Source organism: Marivivens sp. ABH4_498 (assembly GCF_056160585.1).
Genome location: NZ_JBSWXL010000003.1, coordinates 40348 through 57172, shown reverse-complemented (window position 1 = coordinate 57172; position 16825 = coordinate 40348). Strand labels below are relative to the sequence as shown.

At 56.5% G+C, this 16825-nt stretch carries 18 protein-coding genes and 1 riboswitch; of the genes, 3 read left to right on the top strand and 15 right to left on the bottom strand.

Going from position 1 to position 16825, the window contains the following annotated elements:
* Positions 1–112: 112 nt before the first annotated feature.
* From trpB to ACXAGA_RS07550, 7 genes are all read right to left on the bottom strand, one after another.
* Complete coding sequence (trpB, locus tag ACXAGA_RS07580; RefSeq protein WP_475116882.1) at positions 113–1369, bottom strand: tryptophan synthase subunit beta; 1257 nt, start codon at positions 1367–1369, stop codon at positions 113–115.
* A gap of 104 nt (positions 1370–1473) precedes the next feature.
* Positions 1474–2115, bottom strand: coding sequence for a phosphoribosylanthranilate isomerase (locus tag ACXAGA_RS07575; RefSeq protein WP_475116881.1), 642 nt, complete (start codon positions 2113–2115; stop codon positions 1474–1476).
* Entirely contained in the window at positions 2116–2463 is a 348-nt protein-coding gene (locus ACXAGA_RS07570; protein ID WP_475116880.1) for a LapA family protein, read from the bottom strand.
* A gap of 9 nt (positions 2464–2472) precedes the next feature.
* The gene (ihfB, locus tag ACXAGA_RS07565; RefSeq protein WP_086449647.1) at positions 2473–2757 is read right to left on the bottom strand and encodes an integration host factor subunit beta; all 285 of its coding nucleotides are present in this window, start codon (positions 2755–2757) and stop codon (positions 2473–2475) included.
* Positions 2758–3032: 275 nt separating this feature from the next.
* Positions 3033–4709, bottom strand: coding sequence for a 30S ribosomal protein S1 (rpsA, locus tag ACXAGA_RS07560; protein ID WP_475116879.1), 1677 nt, complete (start codon positions 4707–4709; stop codon positions 3033–3035).
* A gap of 191 nt (positions 4710–4900) precedes the next feature.
* A complete protein-coding gene (locus tag ACXAGA_RS07555) occupies positions 4901–5395 on the bottom strand; it encodes a BLUF domain-containing protein (RefSeq protein ID WP_475116878.1) in 495 nt (164 codons plus the stop codon).
* 182 nt (positions 5396–5577) lie between these two features.
* Complete coding sequence (locus tag ACXAGA_RS07550) at positions 5578–6207, bottom strand: NAD(P)H-dependent oxidoreductase (protein ID WP_475116877.1); 630 nt, start codon at positions 6205–6207, stop codon at positions 5578–5580.
* 76 nt (positions 6208–6283) lie between these two features.
* Here ACXAGA_RS07550 and ACXAGA_RS07545 point away from each other — a divergent pair, with 76 nt between their 5' ends.
* A complete protein-coding gene (locus ACXAGA_RS07545) occupies positions 6284–6688 on the top strand; it encodes a winged helix-turn-helix transcriptional regulator (protein WP_475116876.1) in 405 nt (134 codons plus the stop codon).
* Here ACXAGA_RS07545 and ACXAGA_RS07540 read toward each other — a convergent pair.
* The 3 genes from ACXAGA_RS07540 to ACXAGA_RS07530 all read right to left on the bottom strand — a co-directional run bounded on the left by ACXAGA_RS07540 (position 6685) and on the right by ACXAGA_RS07530 (position 10348).
* Positions 6685–7290 carry a (d)CMP kinase gene (locus tag ACXAGA_RS07540; protein ID WP_475116875.1) on the bottom strand — a complete coding sequence of 202 codons (606 nt, stop codon included), beginning with the start codon at positions 7288–7290 and terminating at the stop codon, positions 6685–6687. The genes ACXAGA_RS07545 and ACXAGA_RS07540 overlap by 4 nt on opposite strands.
* 1 nt (position 7291) lies before the next feature.
* Entirely contained in the window at positions 7292–8641 is a 1350-nt protein-coding gene (gene aroA / locus ACXAGA_RS07535; protein ID WP_475116874.1) for a 3-phosphoshikimate 1-carboxyvinyltransferase, read from the bottom strand.
* A gap of 93 nt (positions 8642–8734) precedes the next feature.
* On the bottom strand, positions 8735–10348 hold the full coding sequence (locus ACXAGA_RS07530; protein WP_475116873.1) for a SulP family inorganic anion transporter: 1614 nt from the start codon (positions 10346–10348) through the stop codon (positions 8735–8737).
* A gap of 173 nt (positions 10349–10521) precedes the next feature.
* Here ACXAGA_RS07530 and ACXAGA_RS07525 point away from each other — a divergent pair, with 173 nt between their 5' ends.
* Positions 10522–11388: an S-methyl-5'-thioadenosine phosphorylase gene (locus tag ACXAGA_RS07525; protein ID WP_475116872.1), complete on the top strand. Its 867-nt coding sequence runs from the start codon at positions 10522–10524 to the stop codon at positions 11386–11388.
* 34 nt (positions 11389–11422) lie between these two features.
* On the top strand, positions 11423–11953 hold the full coding sequence (locus tag ACXAGA_RS07520) for an adenine phosphoribosyltransferase (RefSeq protein WP_475116871.1): 531 nt from the start codon (positions 11423–11425) through the stop codon (positions 11951–11953).
* A 4-nt stretch (positions 11954–11957) separates the two neighbouring features.
* Here ACXAGA_RS07520 and trmB read toward each other — a convergent pair whose 3' ends face one another.
* The 5 genes from trmB to ACXAGA_RS07495 all read right to left on the bottom strand — a co-directional run bounded on the left by trmB (position 11958) and on the right by ACXAGA_RS07495 (position 16820).
* Positions 11958–12671 carry a tRNA (guanosine(46)-N7)-methyltransferase TrmB gene (trmB, locus tag ACXAGA_RS07515; protein ID WP_475116870.1) on the bottom strand — a complete coding sequence of 238 codons (714 nt, stop codon included), beginning with the start codon at positions 12669–12671 and terminating at the stop codon, positions 11958–11960.
* A 38-nt stretch (positions 12672–12709) separates the two neighbouring features.
* Positions 12710–13171 carry a hypothetical protein gene (locus tag ACXAGA_RS07510; RefSeq protein ID WP_475116869.1) on the bottom strand — a complete coding sequence of 154 codons (462 nt, stop codon included), beginning with the start codon at positions 13169–13171 and terminating at the stop codon, positions 12710–12712.
* 57 nt (positions 13172–13228) lie between these two features.
* Entirely contained in the window at positions 13229–14410 is a 1182-nt protein-coding gene (metK, locus tag ACXAGA_RS07505; RefSeq protein WP_475116868.1) for a methionine adenosyltransferase, read from the bottom strand.
* 4 nt (positions 14411–14414) lie between these two features.
* Positions 14415–14463, bottom strand: a riboswitch (SAM-SAH riboswitch).
* 87 nt (positions 14464–14550) lie between these two features.
* Complete coding sequence (lnt, locus tag ACXAGA_RS07500; protein WP_475116867.1) at positions 14551–15930, bottom strand: apolipoprotein N-acyltransferase; 1380 nt, start codon at positions 15928–15930, stop codon at positions 14551–14553.
* A gap of 2 nt (positions 15931–15932) precedes the next feature.
* Positions 15933–16820 (bottom strand): hemolysin family protein, encoded by an 888-nt coding sequence (locus tag ACXAGA_RS07495; protein ID WP_475116866.1) that lies wholly within the window; start codon positions 16818–16820, stop codon positions 15933–15935.
* Positions 16821–16825: the final 5 nt, after the last annotated feature.

Genomic DNA, 16825 nt, shown 5'->3' with positions numbered 1-16825 from the left:
TTTTCGCCGCCAACATGGGCAGACACCGAACCACAATGAAATTCGCCAAACGAAATAAGGGCAAAGGTTTGCACACCTTTGCCCTTTCGTAGTTCGTCCGTTTAGTACGCGATTAGTCGGTATCGCGACCTTCGGTTTTGCCGCCCATTTCAACGCCCAAATGGCGCGCGACAGTAAAGATATCTTTGTCGCCGCGACCACACATGTTCATCACCAGAATGTGGTCTTTGGGCAGAGTCGGCGCGATTTTCATCACATGTGCCAGTGCATGGGATGGTTCCAGCGCAGGAATGATACCTTCGGTACGGCAGGCGAATTGGAATGCCTCTAGCGCCTCTTTGTCGGTGATCGACACATATTGCGCGCGGCCGATGTCATTCAGCCAAGCGTGCTCTGGCCCGATACCAGGGTAATCCAGACCGGCCGAGATCGAGAAACCTTCCAAAATCTGACCATCGTCATCTTGCAGCAGATAGGTGCGGTTCCCGTGCAGAACGCCCGGACGGCCACCCGTCAACGACGCGCAGTGCTCCATCTTTTCGTTGACGCCTTTGCCGCCGGCTTCGACCCCGATGATGTTGACCGATGGATCATCCAAGAACGGATAGAACAGGCCCATCGCGTTCGAACCGCCGCCAATCGCCGCGATCACGGTGTCAGGCAAACGGCCTTCGCCTTCTTGTTCGGGCAGTTGCCAACGGACCTCTTTGCCGATGATCGATTGGAAATCACGGACCATCGCTGGGTACGGGTGCGGACCAGCCACGGTGCCGATGCAATAGAACGTGTCTTCGACGTTGGTCACCCAGTCACGCAGCGCATCGTTCATCGCGTCTTTCAGCGTGCCACGACCCGAGGTCACAGCAACAACTTCGGCGCCCAGCAACTTCATGCGGAACACGTTTGGCTGCTGGCGTTCCACGTCGTGCGCGCCCATGTAAACAACGCATTTCAGACCGAATTTCGCACAAACAGTCGCAGTCGCAACGCCGTGCTGACCTGCACCGGTTTCCGCGATGATACGGGTTTTGCCCATGCGGCGCGCCAGAATGATCTGGCCCAGCACGTTGTTGATTTTATGCGCGCCGGTGTGGTTCAGCTCGTCACGCTTTAGGTAAATCTTTGCGCCGCCCAGCTCTTCGGTCATGTTCGACGCGTAATACAGCGGCGACGGACGACCGACATAGTGTTTCCACAGGTCATCCATTTCCGCCCAGAACGTGGGGTCGTCTTTGGCGTTTTCGTATTCTGCCTGCAGATCAAGGATCAGCGGCATCAGCGTTTCGGCAACAAAACGGCCGCCGTAATCGCCAAAACGTCCGTTTTCGTCAGGACCGTTCATAAAGCTGTTGAATAGATCGTCTGCCATTTTGGCCTCCCCGCGTTTGCCGAAAACTCCTACCCTTTCGCTATCAAAGGGTAAAGCGGTACTGCTATTTTTAGGGCCGCCCGACGGTCGGACAACCCAATTTGTTATGCTTGTGCAGCAGCCACGAATTTGCGGATCAAATCGTGGTCTTTGACGCCCTTTGCGCTTTCTACGCCAGAGGACACATCGACCTGCCGCGCGCCTGTCAGATCGACAGCGCGGGCCACGTTTTCAGGCGTTAGGCCGCCCGCCAACATCCATGGCCGAGTCCAATATTTGCGGCGCGCCAGCGTCCAATCCCATTCGTGGCCGTTACCACCCGGCAAATCGGATCCTGCCGGCGGTTTTGCGTCGATAAGCAATTGGTCGGCGACTTGGCTGTAGATATCGATTTGATGGGTATCTTCGGGGGATGACAGGCTGATCGCTTTCATCACGGGTAGGCCGTATTTCGCCCGTACCTCGGATACACGTTCGGGCGTTTCTGATCCGTGCAACTGGATCATGTCCAGCGGGACATTCGCCGTTAGGTCATCCAAAAACGCGTCATCTGCATCCACAACCAACGCGACCTTGGCCACGCCGATCGGCACCTGAACAGCCAACATGGCCGCATCAGCAATCGTCACATTCCGTGGGCTTTTGGGAAAGAACACGAAACCGACGTATGCCGCGCCAGCCTCTGCCGCAGCCTGAATGCCCGCGCTATCGCGCAGGCCGCAAATTTTCACTCTGACGTCGGGCATTTAGGTGCGTTCAACCAACTGCAGAACATCGTCTTTGCCGTCGCCGTCCATGTCTTTCAGGCGGTCCAACTCGCGGCGCAACTGTGCGGCTTCGCGGGCTTTGGCCCGCCCTTCAGCACGGTTTTTATGTTCGCGAATCCATTCCCACAGAAAGCCGATCAACAACCCGACGCCAACGCCTAGGAAAATTGCCATGAACAGTGGGATTTCGATATCAGGCGAAATGCCCAGCAGCGACGCCAATGCAGGCGGCATAGCCCGTAGCAGGACAACTTCGGTATTGGCCAGTCCGACCAATACCAGACACAGGGCGACAAGGCCCCAAAAAGCATAACGTAAGGTTTTCATCCGTCTCTCTTATTCGTCGCCGTTCAGACGATCACGCAATAGTTTGCCTGTCTTAAAGAACGGAACGTGTTTTTCATCAACCTCGACCGATTCACCGGTGCGCGGGTTTCTGCCAGTTCTGGCATCGCGTTTCTTTACCGAAAAGGCGCCAAAACCGCGCAGTTCAACACGGTGTCCGTCGGCCATGGCTTCGGTGATGGTATCGAACACGGTGTTCACAATCTTTTCGACGTCACGCTGGTACAAATGCGGATTTTCGTCAGCAATCTTTTGGATCAGTTCAGATCTGATCATGAAAACGATCCCCCCTCAGGAAACATACTAGGCAGTCCATTGTGCCCCGACATCGACTATAGGAAAGGAAACTAGATCGGGAAATAGGTCTATCTAGGCCAAAACACGAATTTTCGCATGAATTTCGGGCAGTTGGGTCAATTATCCGACCATAATGACCCGCATTGTTGACGGATGCTGGCTGCTGCACTGCAGCACTCGAAAGGTTTGATTCGCATAAAAAAACCCCGCCACGTTGCCGTGACGGGGTTCTTTTTGGTGATAACCAGGACTGATTAGTCGTTGGTTTTCAGGGCTGCGCCCAGGATGTCACCCAACGAAGCGCCGGAGTCGGACGAACCGTACTGCTCAACAGCTTCTTTTTCTTCTGCGATTTCGCGTGCTTTGATCGACAGACCCAGTTTGCGGGTTTTGCTGTCTACGTTGGTTACGCGAACGTCGACTTTGTCGCCTACGCCGAAACGCTCTGGGCGCTGGTCAGCACGGTCACGCGACAGGTCGGAACGACGGATGAACGATTTCATGCCTTCGTATTCAACCTCGATACCGCCGTCTTCGATTGCGGTAACTTCAACGGTGATAACCGAACCACGCTTTACGCCGCCGATTGCTTCAGCGAATGGGTCGCCTTCAACAGCTTTGATCGACAGAGAGATACGCTCTTTTTCGACGTCCACTTCGGTGACAACGGCCTTAACCATGTCGCCTTTGCGGTAGTTCTGGATCGCATCTTCGCCACGCTCGTCCCACGACAGGTCGGACAGGTGAACCATGCCGTCGATGTCGCCTGGCAGGCCAACGAACAGACCGAATTCGGTGATGTTCTTGACTTCGCCTTCAACCTGCGTGCCCTCTGGGTGGGTCTCAGCAAAGACTTCCCATGGGTTGCGCTGGGTCTGTTTCAGGCCAAGAGAAACGCGACGTTTGGACGAATCGATTTCCAGAACCATGACTTCGACTTCTTGCGAGGTCGAAACGATTTTGCCTGGGTGTACGTTCTTTTTGGTCCACGACATTTCGGAAACGTGTACCAGACCTTCGACACCTGGCTCCAGTTCGACGAATGCGCCGTAGTCGGTGATGTTGGTCACGCGGCCCTGGTGTACCGATTCCAGTGGGTATTTGTTTTCAACAGAATCCCATGGATCAGCTTGCAGCTGTTTCATGCCCAGCGAAATGCGGTGGGTGTCTTTGTTGATCTTGATAACCTGAACGTTGATGGATTCACCAATTGTCAGGATTTCCGATGGGTGGTTCACACGGCGCCATGCCATGTCGGTGACGTGCAGCAGGCCGTCTACGCCGCCCAGGTCAACGAATGCACCGTATTCGGTGATGTTTTTAACAACGCCTTCGACCGACTGACCTTCGGTCAGGTTGCCGATAACTTCAGCACGCTGTTCTGCACGCGACTCTTCCAGGATTGCGCGACGCGACACAACGATGTTGCCACGGCGGCGGTCCATTTTCAGGATCTGGAATGGTTGCTTCAGACCCATCAGAGGGCCAGCGTCACGAACTGGACGTACGTCGACTTGGCTGCCTGGCAGGAACGCAACAGCGCCGCCCAGATCGACAGTAAAGCCGCCTTTGACGCGGCCAAAGATTGCGCCCTCGACGCGCTCTTCTGCAGCGTATGCTTTTTCCAGACGGTCCCATGCTTCTTCGCGGCGTGCCATCTCGCGCGAGATAACAGCTTCGCCACGTGCGTTCTCTGCTGCGCGCAGGAACACTTCGACTTCGTCGCCGACAGCGATGGATGGAGCTTCGCCTGGGTTAGCGAATTCTTTCAGATCAACGCGGCCTTCCATTTTGTAGCCTACGTCGATGATAGCTTGGCCAGCCTCGATCGAGATGACCTTACCTTTGACAACCGAACCTTCAGCAGGGGTGTCGATTTCGAAGCTTTCGTTAAGGAGGGCTTCGAATTCCTCCATAGTTGCGTTAGCCATGTGGCATCATTTCCTTTACACGGTTTTTTTCTGGCCGGGCGGTTGGTTCCACCGGTCTTTGGTTGACGTCCTAAACGCAAAACAAAGAGGGCCGGATGTTTCCGACCCTGCCCGAATCTGCGCCCGTGGATGTGTTCCCCACTTTGGACAGACGCGCGTTTACTGTGATTTTGCCTTAATTGCAAGGCTGGTCATATCATGGCGTTGATACGTTCCAGATAGTCATCCTCGGCTTCATGCGCTTTGCGAGAGTAAGGAAACGCCGTGCCATAACTAATCGCATCGGCGGCGCTGTCTATCATTTTGGCATGGATGACCTCTGCGCCCTTGGGGCTGATGGTTGGCCGCGCTCCATTGTCATTCAGGTCCAACGCCATTTCAGCCGTCCCGAAATGATCGTACCCCATCGACCATTCCGAAAACGGCGACTGCGCATCAGCGGCGCGATCCATCAAAACCTCTAGGTCCGTATGCCGGTCGTCATTTTCCAATCGTTGCATAAGGTCGCGCAGATGGGCCGATGGTCCGTGCAAGGCCTGAAAAAATTGTTGGTTGGCGCGCCACAGATACCCTGTGATCCCTTGCCTGCGATTGTTCAGGATGGAACTGCGTAAAATGTCCAAATCCGAATGGTCATAATCGGCATAGCAGGGTCTGCTGCGATACAAAATCCGACGGAATTCCATTCTTGCCCCCCCAACCTTATGATCTTCTACACCCATCCGCGCCTCGAACTATCAAAAATACGACACGCTCTATCGCTGTTCCATCAAATGCTATGGCCGCAAAAATGGCGTGGGCAACAAAACATTAGCGCGCTGACCCAAAAGATAAAGGCCCCGCAACTGCGAGGCCTTTGGTGTTTCGATTAGACTTCGGTCACGAAATCCTCTGTGCTGCGGCGCACCTTTTTCTGGGGCAGAAGCCAGTCATTTTCAGGCTGACGATACCCAACCGGCAAAATGACGACGGATTTCAGGCCTTTGTCTTTCAGGCCCAGAATGTCATCGAAAGCAGTCGCGTCGAAACCTTCCATCGGGGTCGCGTCGACCTCTTCTTCGGCGGCCGCCATCATGGCAAAGCCCAGCGCGATATAGGCCTGACGGGCCGCGTGTTCGAAATTGGTGCGTTCATCGCGTGGCAGGTACATGCCCTTTAGGCCTTCGTAATAGGTCACCAGAGCGTCCGATTTTTCACCGCGGATTTCTGCGTGCAGGTCCACAACGCCATCGATACGGTCTGCGGTATAGTTATCCCACGCAGCAAACACCAACACAGCGGTGCCATCGACCAGCTGTTTCTGGCCAAATGCGGCCTCGGACAGCTTTGCGCGGGTTTCGGTGTCTTTCACAACGAACAGGTGGAACGGCTGCAAACCGGACGACGTTGGCGCCTTGCGCGCGGCGTCAATGATACGGTCCAGCTTTTCCTCTGGTACGGTTTGGGCAGCGTCCATCGCTTTGGTTGCATAACGCCATTCAAGTTTTTCATAGAACATCTGAGTGGTCCCTTAGTCTGGTATAAAATTTATACTGGTATATATTGGTCACTAAGAAGCGCCGACAAGAAGGCACATGTTTGAAACCAGTATCAAGGATGACACCATGAAGGATCACACGATTGGCCATTGCCCTATGGCCTGTGAAAAACTGAACGGTTTTATGTCTCGCGTTGGCGACCGCTGGAGCGTTCTGGTCATCCTTGCGTTAGATGGCATGGGGATGATGCGTTTCAATGAACTGAAACGTCATTTGGGCATTACCCAGCGTATGCTGTCGCGAACCTTGCGCGAATTGGAACGCGATGGGCTGGTGCGCCGCACGGAACATGACACCGTACCGCCGCGGGTCGATTACGAACTGACCGCTTTGGGGGAATCCTTTGGCGACCCGATCCGTTATCTGGGGGATTGGGGCCTAAAGCATTTAGAACAGATTGATGCTGCGCGCGCCGAATTCGACGCGAAACATCCCGATTAACGGGCGGCGTTGATCGCGTCGCAAGCGGCTTTGATCGCTTGTTCGATCGACATGTCAGATGTGTCGATCATCACCGCGTCATCTGCCGGCTTTAGCGGGGCCGTTGCGCGTTCGCTGTCGCGTTTGTCGCGGGCAACCACATCGGCCAGCACCTGTTCGCGGGTGGTTTCAGGATGTTTTGCCGACAATTCCAAAAACCGACGTTCAGCGCGGCATTCCGCGCTGGCGGTCACAAACAGTTTCACATCGGCATTCGGGCAGATCACCGTACCGATATCGCGCCCGTCCAACACCGCGCCGCCCGTGCGGCGGGCGAATGACTGTTGGAACGCAACCAAAGCGCTGCGCACTTCGGGGATGACGGCGACTTTGCTGGCGGCCTGCGCGACTGCGGCGGTGCGCAGCGCGTCGTTTTCCAGATCCAAAGGGTCTAGCGTTTCAGCCGCCTGAACAGCGTCCATGCCGTCCAGCGTTTTGGCCCCAACGGCGCGATACAGCAGCCCCGTATCTAAATGCGCAAAGCCGAATGCGGCTGCGACCGCTTTGGAAATTGTGCCTTTGCCAGCGGCGGCAGGTCCATCAATCGCAACCGTAAACTGCATCTTATGCCTCGCGGGTGATCGCTGCGCCCAGTTCGGCCATCAGCGGTTCAAAAATCGGGAAAGACGTTGCAATCGGCGACCCGTCGTCAACGCGCATCGGTTCGTTCGTCGCCATACCCATCACCATGAACGACATCGCAATGCGGTGGTCCAAACGGGATTCGACGGTGGCGCCACCTTTGACGTTGCCGAAACCTTGGCCTTTGACGATCCACCAATCATCGCCTTCGTCCACGGTCACGCCAGCCGCGCGCAGGCCTTTGGCCATTGCGTCGATACGGTCGGATTCTTTGACGCGCAGTTCTTTGACGCCCTTCATCACGGTGTCGCCATCTGCAAAGGCCGCAACCACGGACAGCACAGGATATTCGTCGATCATCGACGCGGCGCGCGCTGGGGGAACTTCGATCCCTTTCAGGTTCGGGCTATATTTTGCGCGCAGGTCCGCGACAGGTTCACCGCCCTCTTCGCGCAGGTTTTCGTATTCCAGATCGGCACCCATTTCGCGCAGCGTGGTGAACAGGCCCGCGCGGGTGTCGTTTAGGCCGATGTTCGGCACCAATACGTCCGACCCTTCGGTGATGATCGCAGCGCACACAGGGAACGCAGCCGATGACGGATCGCGCGGTACAACGATGGTCTGCGCTTTCAATTCAGGCTGACCGGTCAACGTGATCACGCGGCCTTCGTCGGTTTCTTCGACGGTAAGTTCCGCGCCAAACCCTTGCAACATGCGTTCGGTGTGATCGCGAGTCGCCTCTTGTTCGATCACAACGGTTTTGCCTGGGGCGTTCAGACCCGCCAACAGAACCGCCGATTTCACCTGCGCCGAAGGAACAGGCGTTTTGTAGGTCACAGGCACAGGGTTTTCCGCGCCAACGATGGTCAGCGGCAGGCGGCCACCCTGACGGCCATAGGATTTCGCACCAAACAGCGCCAGCGGATCGGTCACGCGGCCCATCGGGCGGGAATTCAGCGATGCGTCGCCCGTAAATGTCGCCGTGATCGGCGACGTCGCCATGCAGCCCATGATCAAACGCACGCCCGTGCCCGAGTTACCGCAGTCGATCACGTTTTCAGGCTCTTTGAACCCGCCAACACCGACGCCTTCAACGGACCAGTTGCCTTCGCCGTGGTCCACGACCGTCGCGCCGAATGCGCGCATGGCTTTGGCGGTGTCCAGAACGTCTTCGCCCAGCAGCAGGCCAGTGATTTCGGTTTTACCCACGGACAGCGCGCCCAAAATCAGCGAACGGTGCGAGATGGATTTATCGCCCGGCACATTTGCCACGCCGTTCAGCGGGCCACATTTGCGGGAAATCATCGGGATCGGAGTGCCGTGACCGGACATGAGTAACCTCTTTTAGCTATGCCAAGCGTCATATCGCGGGACCAATTCATGGTCCAGATGCGGCGCACCCATTGGTCCGCCGCATCAGTAGTTTTAGTGACCGCCCAAAATGCCGGTGCGGACGCTGTAATCCACAGCGACTTCGTAATCAGGATCGTCGTCACTATCCACGATCAGGTGGCCTGCCTTTTTCAGCAGGGCATGGCAATCGTGGCTTAGGTGACGCAGCTGAACCTTTTTGCCAGCGGCTTCGTATTTTGCGGCGATCGCTTCGATCGATTGCAGGGCGGATTGGTCAACCACGCGGCTGTCATTGAAATCAATGATCACCAGCGATGGGTCGTTCGCAACGTCGAACAGTTCGGCAAAACCTTCGGCCGAACCAAAGAACAGCGGCCCCTGAATTTGATAGACCTTTGCGCCTTCGGGTGTTGCGTAGGATTTCGCGTGAATACGGCGCGCGTTGTTCCATGCATAGGCCAGCGCGGACACGATCACGCCCACAACAACGGCTGTCGCAAGGTCGGTCATCACGGTCACGACGGTCACCAGAACGATCACAAACGCATCGATCAGCGGCACGCGGAACAGGATTTTGAACGAATTCCACGCAAACGTGCCGATCACGACCATGAACATCACGCCAACCAGCGCCGCCAGCGGGATCTGTTCAATCAATGGCGAAGCCACCACGATGAACGCCAGCAGGAACAACGCCGCAGCGATGCCAGCCACGCGGGTACGTCCACCCGATTTCACGTTAATCATCGACTGACCGATCATCGCACAGCCGCCCATCGTGCCAAAGAAACCAGCGATAAAGTTTGCAGACCCCTGCGCGATACATTCCTGCGATGCGCCGCCGCGTTTGTTGGTCATTTCACCGACCAAGTTCAGCGTCAGCAGCGATTCAATCAGGCCAATCGCGGCCAGAATGATCGAATACGGCAGGATGATTTTCAGCGTTTCTAGGTTCAGCGGAACCTCAGGGAAATGGAACATCGGCAGGCCGCCTTTGATTTCGGCCATATCGCCCACGCGAGGCACATCGATGCTGAACACGATCACGATGATCGCGGTGATACCGATACCAGCCAGCGGCGCAGGGATGATGTTCGTGAATTTAGGCAACGCATAGATGATCGCCATGGTCAGCGCGACCAGACCCAGCATCATATATAGCTGCATACCCGACAGCCATTCGCCGCCCGATGCGCCATGCCCCGAAACCTCGGCCGTGCCAGGCACCTGAAATTGCGTCATCTGAGCCAAGAAAATAACGATCGCCAGACCGTTCACAAAGCCCAGCATAACAGGGTGCGGGACAAGGCGGATGAATTTACCCCAGCGCAGAATGCCCACGGCAATCTGGATGATCCCCATCAGGACAACAGTTGCGAACAGGTATTCGACCCCGTGTTCCGCAACCAGCGCCACCATCACAACAGCCAACGCGCCAGTTGCACCCGAAATCATGCCCGGACGGCCACCGATCAGCGCGGTCACCAAACCGATGATAAACGCGGCATACAAACCGACCAGCGGGTGCACACCTGCGACAAACGCAAAGGCGACCGCTTCGGGTACCAGCGCCAGCGCCACGGTCAGGCCCGACAGAATTTCGGTTTTCATTTGGGACGGCGTCAGATCACCTTTGTCGGCGATCGCTAATTTTTCGGCAAAGGCCGACAATGTCGCGCGGGGCATAGTCCACATCCTGTTTCTGTTCGCTTGATCCGCCCCTATCCTGTTAGCGGTAGAAAGTGAACCCACGGCGAAATTTTGACACCATCCATGATCTAATTTCACCACAACAACTGGGTTGCACATCCAAACGCAACACGGCACCGTTACAACCAAAAGATGAACAGGTGAGACAAATGACAAAAATCGGAATCATCGGCGGATCAGGCGTCTATGACATTGACGGATTGGAATACCGCAAATGGGTGGCCGTTGATACCCCATGGGGCGCGCCGTCGGACGAATTGCTGACAGGCACATTGAACGGCGTCGATATGGTTTTCTTGCCCCGCCACGGTCGCGGCCATGTGCAAACGCCGTCCACCGTCAATTACCGCGCCAACATCGCGGCACTGAAACAATTGGGCGTGACGGATGTGTTCAGCGTGTCGGCCTGCGGATCGTTCCGCGAAAACATGGCCCCCGGTGATTTTGTCATCGTCGATCAATTCATCGACCGCACCTTTGCGCGGGAAAAAACGTTCTTTGGCCCCGGATTGGTCGCACATGTCAGCGTCGCGCATCCCACCTGCGACCGCCTGATGGACGCAGCCGAAACAGCGGCCAAGGCAACAGGCACCACCGTTCATCGCGGCGGCACGTACCTAGCGATGGAAGGCCCGCAATTCAGTTCGATGGCCGAAAGCCACATGTACCGCGCGTGGGGCTGTGATGTCATCGGCATGACCAACATGCCAGAGGCGAAATTGGCGCGAGAGGCAGAGCTTTGCTACGCATCGATTGCGATGATCACGGACTACGACAGCTGGCACCCAGACCACGGCGCGGTACAGATCACCGACATCATCGCCACGCTGAACGGCAATTCGGCCAATGCCAAACAAACGGTCGCCAATCTGCCTGCCATTTTGGGCTCTGACCGCGCGCCCTGCCCCTGCGGCTGTGACACGGCGCTGGAATATGCCATCATGACCGCGCCCGACAAACGCGACGGCACCATGGTCGAAAAGCTAAAGGTGATTGCGGGCCGCGTATTGGGCTGATAGCCCCCGCGCCGAATTCAAATCAGAGGCCGACATGAAAACTGTTCAGGACTATATCCGTACGATCCCCGATTTCCCGCACGAAGGCATCATGTTCCGCGACGTGACCACGTTGTTTTCGGACCCGCGCGGGTTTCGGATCGCAGTCGATCAATTGCTGCACCCCTATATGGACCAAAAGATCGACAAGGTGATCGGGCTAGAGGCGCGCGGTTTCATCTTGGGCGGCGCGGTCGCGCACCAATTGGCGGTGGGTTTTGTGCCCGTGCGAAAGAAAGGCAAACTGCCCGGCAAAACCATTTCGCAGGACTACAAACTGGAATACGGCGAAGCGACCGTCGAAATCCACGATGACGCGCTGCAGGCTGGCGAACGGGTGCTGATCGTCGATGATCTGTTGGCCACGGGCGGCACCGCAGCAGCGGGCATCCATCTGGTCGAACAGCTGGGCGCGGTCGTTGTCGGATGCGCCTTTGTCGTGGACCTGCCCGAACTGGGCGGCCGCAAACACCTGACGGACATGGGCATGTCCGTCCATACGCTGTGTGATTTCGAAGGCGCCTAAACGGTTAGGGCCGGATGAACGTCAGATAATGCGGCGTCCGGCCTTCGCGCAAAGCCTTTTGTTCGTAGCGGGTCGAAATCCAATCGCCCCACGGATCACGCCAATCGGTCGGGCCTTCGGCGGTCCATTGGAACCCTGCTTTTGGCACTTCCTCTAGGGTTTGGCGCACGTAGTCTGGGATATCGGTCGCAACGCGGAATTCCGAACCGGGTTTCAATTTGCGAAACAGCGGGTCCAGATGTTCATCTGTCACAAAACGACGGCGGTGGTGGCGTTTTTTCGGCCACGGATCGGGATAGTTCAAAAACGCCTTTTCGATGGATTCATCGGGCAGAACGTCAAACAAATCCCGCGCATCACCGGGGTGGACCGAAATATTGGTCGCGCCCGATTTACGGATTTTGCCCAGCAACATCGCCACACCGTTGATGAACGGTTCGCACCCGATGATTTCCACCTCAGGGTATTTTTCCGCCATGTGGATCAGGTGTTCACCGCCGCCAAAGCCGATTTCGACCCAAACAGGTTTGCCGTGAAAACGGGCCGCCATATCGATCGGATCGCGGTTCGGGTTTGTATCCCAATCCACGCCGCCGGGGGCCAATGCGGCCAAATCTTCGTCTAGGTAATCTTTTTGTGCCTGATTCAGGGTTTTCCCGTGAATACGGCCATAAAAGTTACGCCAAGGGGCTTTGGGGTGTTTGTTTGCACTGGTCATGGGCCGCGCTGTAGCAGGACGCGCGGCTTACGGCAATATCAGCGGATGGTCAGCATGACATCTTGGGTCGCGGATAGATCAATTCCCGCCTGATCCGCCAGTTCGGTCACCGAATAGACATCGCGATCAGGGATCGTGAACGGAACCGACCGCGTATCCAGGTCAAAGATATCACCCTGCCACAATTCATTCACGCTGCGCATATAGGCATCCCAATCCGAACACGCCCAATCGCTATAGCTGTTCCCCGCCGCCGTATCGACCAGATACCGGAAACACATCAGCCCATCGCGGCGTTCCCATTCCCCGACCCAAGGGATCGGGCGCTGCGGATACCACAAAATCGCATGTCCATCGGCGGCCAGATATTCAACTTGGGTGCCGTGGTCGGTGCTAAAGGTTTGCGCGGTACGACCAGCAAGGGACGGAGACCCCAAAGTTGGCATTTCCAACGTACAGGCCGTCAAACCCAATATCGCAATGATCCCAAACCGCCACATAGTTGCCCCCGCAAACATAGATACAAAAAGGGCGGCACAAGACCGCCCTTTGATATTTTAGACCGCTTTGGTCAGCGCATCGACCAGATCGGTGCGTTCCCACGAAAAACCGCCATCCGCGTCAGGTTCACGGCCAAAGTGACCATAGGCCGCCGTGCGTGCATAGATCGGTTTGTTCAGACCCAGATGGGTACGGATACCGCGAGGCGTCAGGTCCATTGCGCCCGAAACAGCGCGTTCAATCGCGGCTTCGTCGACTTTGCTGGTGCCGTGGGTGTTGGCATAGATCGACAGTGGTTTCGCAACGCCAATCGCATAGGACAGCTGGATCGTGCATTTATCCGCTAGACCAGCCGCAACCACGTTTTTCGCCAGATAGCGCGCAGCATAGGCCGCCGAACGGTCCACCTTGGTCGGGTCTTTGCCCGAAAACGCACCGCCGCCATGTGGGGCCGCGCCGCCGTAGGTATCCACGATGATTTTGCGGCCCGTCAGGCCAGCGTCACCATCAGGGCCGCCAATGACGAATTTACCCGTTGGGTTGATCCACCATTCGGTCGCATCCGACAGCCAGCCATCAGGCAGCGTTTCGCGGATGTAGGGTTCGACAATCGCACGCACGTCAGCCGACGACAGCGATTCATCCAAATGCTGGGTCGACAGGACCAGCGACGACACGCCAACAGGCTGACCGCCGCGGTAGATGACCGACAGCTGCGCCTTTGCATCTGGGCCCAGCGCTGGTTCGGTGCCGCTTTTGCGGACCTCGGCCAGACGGCGCAGAATGGCGTGGCTGTATTGGATCGGTGCGGGCATCAACGCTGTGGTTTCGTTGGTTGCGTAACCAAACATGATGCCTTGGTCGCCTGCGCCTTCGTCTTTGCCATCGGCCTCATCGACACCTTGGGCGATGTGGGCGGATTGTTCGTGCAGCAGGTTGGTGATTTCCACGGTTTCCCAGTGGAATTTATCCTGTTCGTAACCGATGTCTTTGATCGCGCCGCGCACGATATCAGGCATCGATTCCATATACTCTGCCAGTTTGGACTGATCGGACAGGCCAACTTCGCCCCCGATGACGACACGGTTTGTCGTCGCAAATGTTTCGCAGGCAACGCGGGCTTCTGGCTCTTCTGCCAAAAGCGCATCCAGAACCGAGTCAGAGATGCGGTCGCATACTTTATCGGGGTGACCTTCGGATACGGATTCCGAAGTAAAAGTGTAGTCCAGTCGTGACATGAAATGCTCCATTAGATGTGACCCGCCACGCCAGGAAGCCGTTGTGGGGGTGAGTGTGGTATCGGTTAGACCCGCCAGAGTTTAGCGTCAACGGCCATTTGACCGATTGATGATTATTACGGCGCACAGTGCTGTGAGGATTACAATGAATCCCAAAACCTACCCATCCGAGCGTAAAAAGTAGTCGGCAGGGTAATAGGCAAAGCCGTATCAACGTATCCGTTCGTCTGAAACGGCAAATCTGCAACGACCGTTCCGCGCCCATCAATCACGGCGGATATGCCCGTATTCCCGACGCGCACCATTGGCACACCTTGTTCGATCGCGCGAATCCGCGCTTGGGCAAAATGCTGTTTCGGACCAGCCGACGGACCGAACCACGCGTCGTTTGTAATCAGGACCAACGCGGCGGGTCTGACCCCGCTGGCCGACATGGACGGGAAAATACCTTCGTAACAGATCAACGGCAGGATCGGGCCAACCCCAGGGATATCGATCACCTCTGGGCCGAGGCCTGCGGCATAGGCCGCCCCATCACGCGCCGCGAACCCGCGAATGCCCAATTTCCACGCCAGTTCGCCGCCCGGGAAATATTCACCAAACGGGACAAGGTGAGATTTGTCATAAATGGACCGCGATCCATCAGATTTCAGCGCCAGCATGCTGTTGTAATACAGGCCATCGCGGCTGCTGTTCAGGCCTAGGATCACGGTAGACGTCGGCGTCGCGTTCGAAATTTCGGCCAGCGTGTATTCTGCATAATTCATTAGGGTCGGAATGGCCGTTTCGGGCCACACGATCAAATCCGGCGCGGGCATCGCCATCGATGCGGACAGCATACGCTGATAAAACTCTTCTGCCTTTTCTGGCACCCATTTATCCGCTTGGGATGCGTTCGGCTGCACCAACCTTAAGGTGGATTGCGTGACCGATGTCGGATTTGGCGCATAGGGCACGGCGGGCAACGCCAGAAGAACCAGCAACCACCACCGCGCGCTGTGCGCGACCATGCCAGCAACGCCCAACATAAGCAGGGTCAACCCCATAGCCCCAACATACGCGAATAGCGGCATGGACACCGTATCCAACATCGCATGCGATACCTGCGCCCATGGAAACCCTGTTAGGGCATAGGCGCGGAACACTTCGGCGGCCATCAAACCTAACGTCACACCGGCCACGTTGCGCGACCATTTCATCGCCGCCCAAACAAAAACGGCCCAGATGACTGCCAATCCAGCAGGCAGCAGCACCGCAGCAAACGGCGCCATCCAAGCGTAAAGTTCTGGTTCGACCAAAAACGGGTTTATGATCCAGCTAAGCGTTGGCAGAAAATACCCAAATCCCGCAGCAAAGGCGTATGCCCCTGCCCCGCGCGCATCTGCAGCCCGACCGATGGCCCAAATCATAATGGCCAGCGCTGGCAAAACCACCACTGGCCAATGAAATGGTTCTTGCCCGAACGACAGAACAATGCCCGCCCCGAATGGCAGGGCAAATCCTGACAATCGAGGCAACATAATTATTCCGCCGGCGCAGCAGTCAATCGAACGCGCAAACGTTTGATCCGACGAGGATCGGCGTCGACAACTTCGAATTCGGGTCCATCGGGATGTTGAATCACCTCGCCGCGCGCGGGAACGTGCCCCGCCAGCATAAAGACCAGACCGCCCAACGTATCGACCTCTTCTGCGTCGATTTCTTCGTGCGCGGTTAGGTCCATACCGATTTCGGCTTCGAATTCCTCTAGCTGCGTTTTGGCCTGAGCCATGTACACGCCAGCGCCGGTGCGGGTAAATGTGTCCGCCTCGTCAACGTCATGCTCATCTTCGATTTCGCCAACGACCTGTTCGATCAAATCTTCGATCGTGACCAGCCCATCGGTCCCACCGTATTCGTCAATCACCAACGCCATATGGATGCGTTCGGCCTGCATTTTTTGCAGCAGAACATGCAGCGGCATGGATGGCGGCACATATAGCAGTGGCCGCAACATATCGCGCACATCGAATTCATGATCGCCGTTAAACCCGTGGCGCAATGCGAAATCTTTGAGGTTCGCAAGCCCGACAGGTGTATCCAGCGTTCCGTCAAAGACCGGAATCCGCGTCAATCCGCTATCGCGAAAGACTTCGACCAGTTCTTCTTTGGTGGATGTGACCGGAACCGCGACAATCTCTGCTTTAGGAATGGACACGTCTTCGACGCGCATTCGGCGCAAGTTGGACAGGCCCAACGTCGGCAGTTGCGCCGTGGGCTGTTCATCGTTCGATTGTTCGATGGTTTCGGATTCTTCTGACGGGGACAAAACGCCTAGGATGCGGCCAAACAGGCCACCCTTATTGCCGTCAGATTGTTCAGTCAGCGCGCTCTGCGCTGCCGTAGAAGGCCCCTCTGTGGTGTCGCCCATTTTCT

Excerpts from the sequence above, each read along its gene's own strand:
- trpB (WP_475116882.1), bottom strand. The coding sequence starts at position 1,369 with ATGGCAGACGATCTATTCAACAGCTTTATGAACGGTCCTGACGAAAAC.
- ACXAGA_RS07575 (WP_475116881.1), bottom strand. The coding sequence starts at position 2,115 with ATGCCCGACGTCAGAGTGAAAATTTGCGGCCTGCGCGATAGCGCGGGC.
- ACXAGA_RS07570 (WP_475116880.1), bottom strand. The coding sequence starts at position 2,463 with ATGAAAACCTTACGTTATGCTTTTTGGGGCCTTGTCGCCCTGTGTCTG.
- ihfB (WP_086449647.1), bottom strand. The coding sequence starts at position 2,757 with ATGATCAGATCTGAACTGATCCAAAAGATTGCTGACGAAAATCCGCAT.
- rpsA (WP_475116879.1), bottom strand. The coding sequence starts at position 4,709 with ATGGCTAACGCAACTATGGAGGAATTCGAAGCCCTCCTTAACGAAAGC.
- ACXAGA_RS07555 (WP_475116878.1), bottom strand. The coding sequence starts at position 5,395 with ATGGAATTCCGTCGGATTTTGTATCGCAGCAGACCCTGCTATGCCGAT.
- ACXAGA_RS07550 (WP_475116877.1), bottom strand. The coding sequence starts at position 6,207 with ATGTTCTATGAAAAACTTGAATGGCGTTATGCAACCAAAGCGATGGAC.
- ACXAGA_RS07545 (WP_475116876.1), top strand. The coding sequence starts at position 6,284 with ATGTTTGAAACCAGTATCAAGGATGACACCATGAAGGATCACACGATT.
- ACXAGA_RS07540 (WP_475116875.1), bottom strand. The coding sequence starts at position 7,290 with ATGCAGTTTACGGTTGCGATTGATGGACCTGCCGCCGCTGGCAAAGGC.
- aroA (WP_475116874.1), bottom strand. The coding sequence starts at position 8,641 with ATGTCCGGTCACGGCACTCCGATCCCGATGATTTCCCGCAAATGTGGC.
- ACXAGA_RS07530 (WP_475116873.1), bottom strand. The coding sequence starts at position 10,348 with ATGCCCCGCGCGACATTGTCGGCCTTTGCCGAAAAATTAGCGATCGCC.
- ACXAGA_RS07525 (WP_475116872.1), top strand. The coding sequence starts at position 10,522 with ATGACAAAAATCGGAATCATCGGCGGATCAGGCGTCTATGACATTGAC.
- ACXAGA_RS07520 (WP_475116871.1), top strand. The coding sequence starts at position 11,423 with ATGAAAACTGTTCAGGACTATATCCGTACGATCCCCGATTTCCCGCAC.
- trmB (WP_475116870.1), bottom strand. The coding sequence starts at position 12,671 with ATGACCAGTGCAAACAAACACCCCAAAGCCCCTTGGCGTAACTTTTAT.
- ACXAGA_RS07510 (WP_475116869.1), bottom strand. The coding sequence starts at position 13,171 with ATGTGGCGGTTTGGGATCATTGCGATATTGGGTTTGACGGCCTGTACG.
- metK (WP_475116868.1), bottom strand. The coding sequence starts at position 14,410 with ATGTCACGACTGGACTACACTTTTACTTCGGAATCCGTATCCGAAGGT.
- lnt (WP_475116867.1), bottom strand. The coding sequence starts at position 15,930 with ATGTTGCCTCGATTGTCAGGATTTGCCCTGCCATTCGGGGCGGGCATT.
- ACXAGA_RS07495 (WP_475116866.1), bottom strand. The coding sequence starts at position 16,820 with ATGGGCGACACCACAGAGGGGCCTTCTACGGCAGCGCAGAGCGCGCTG.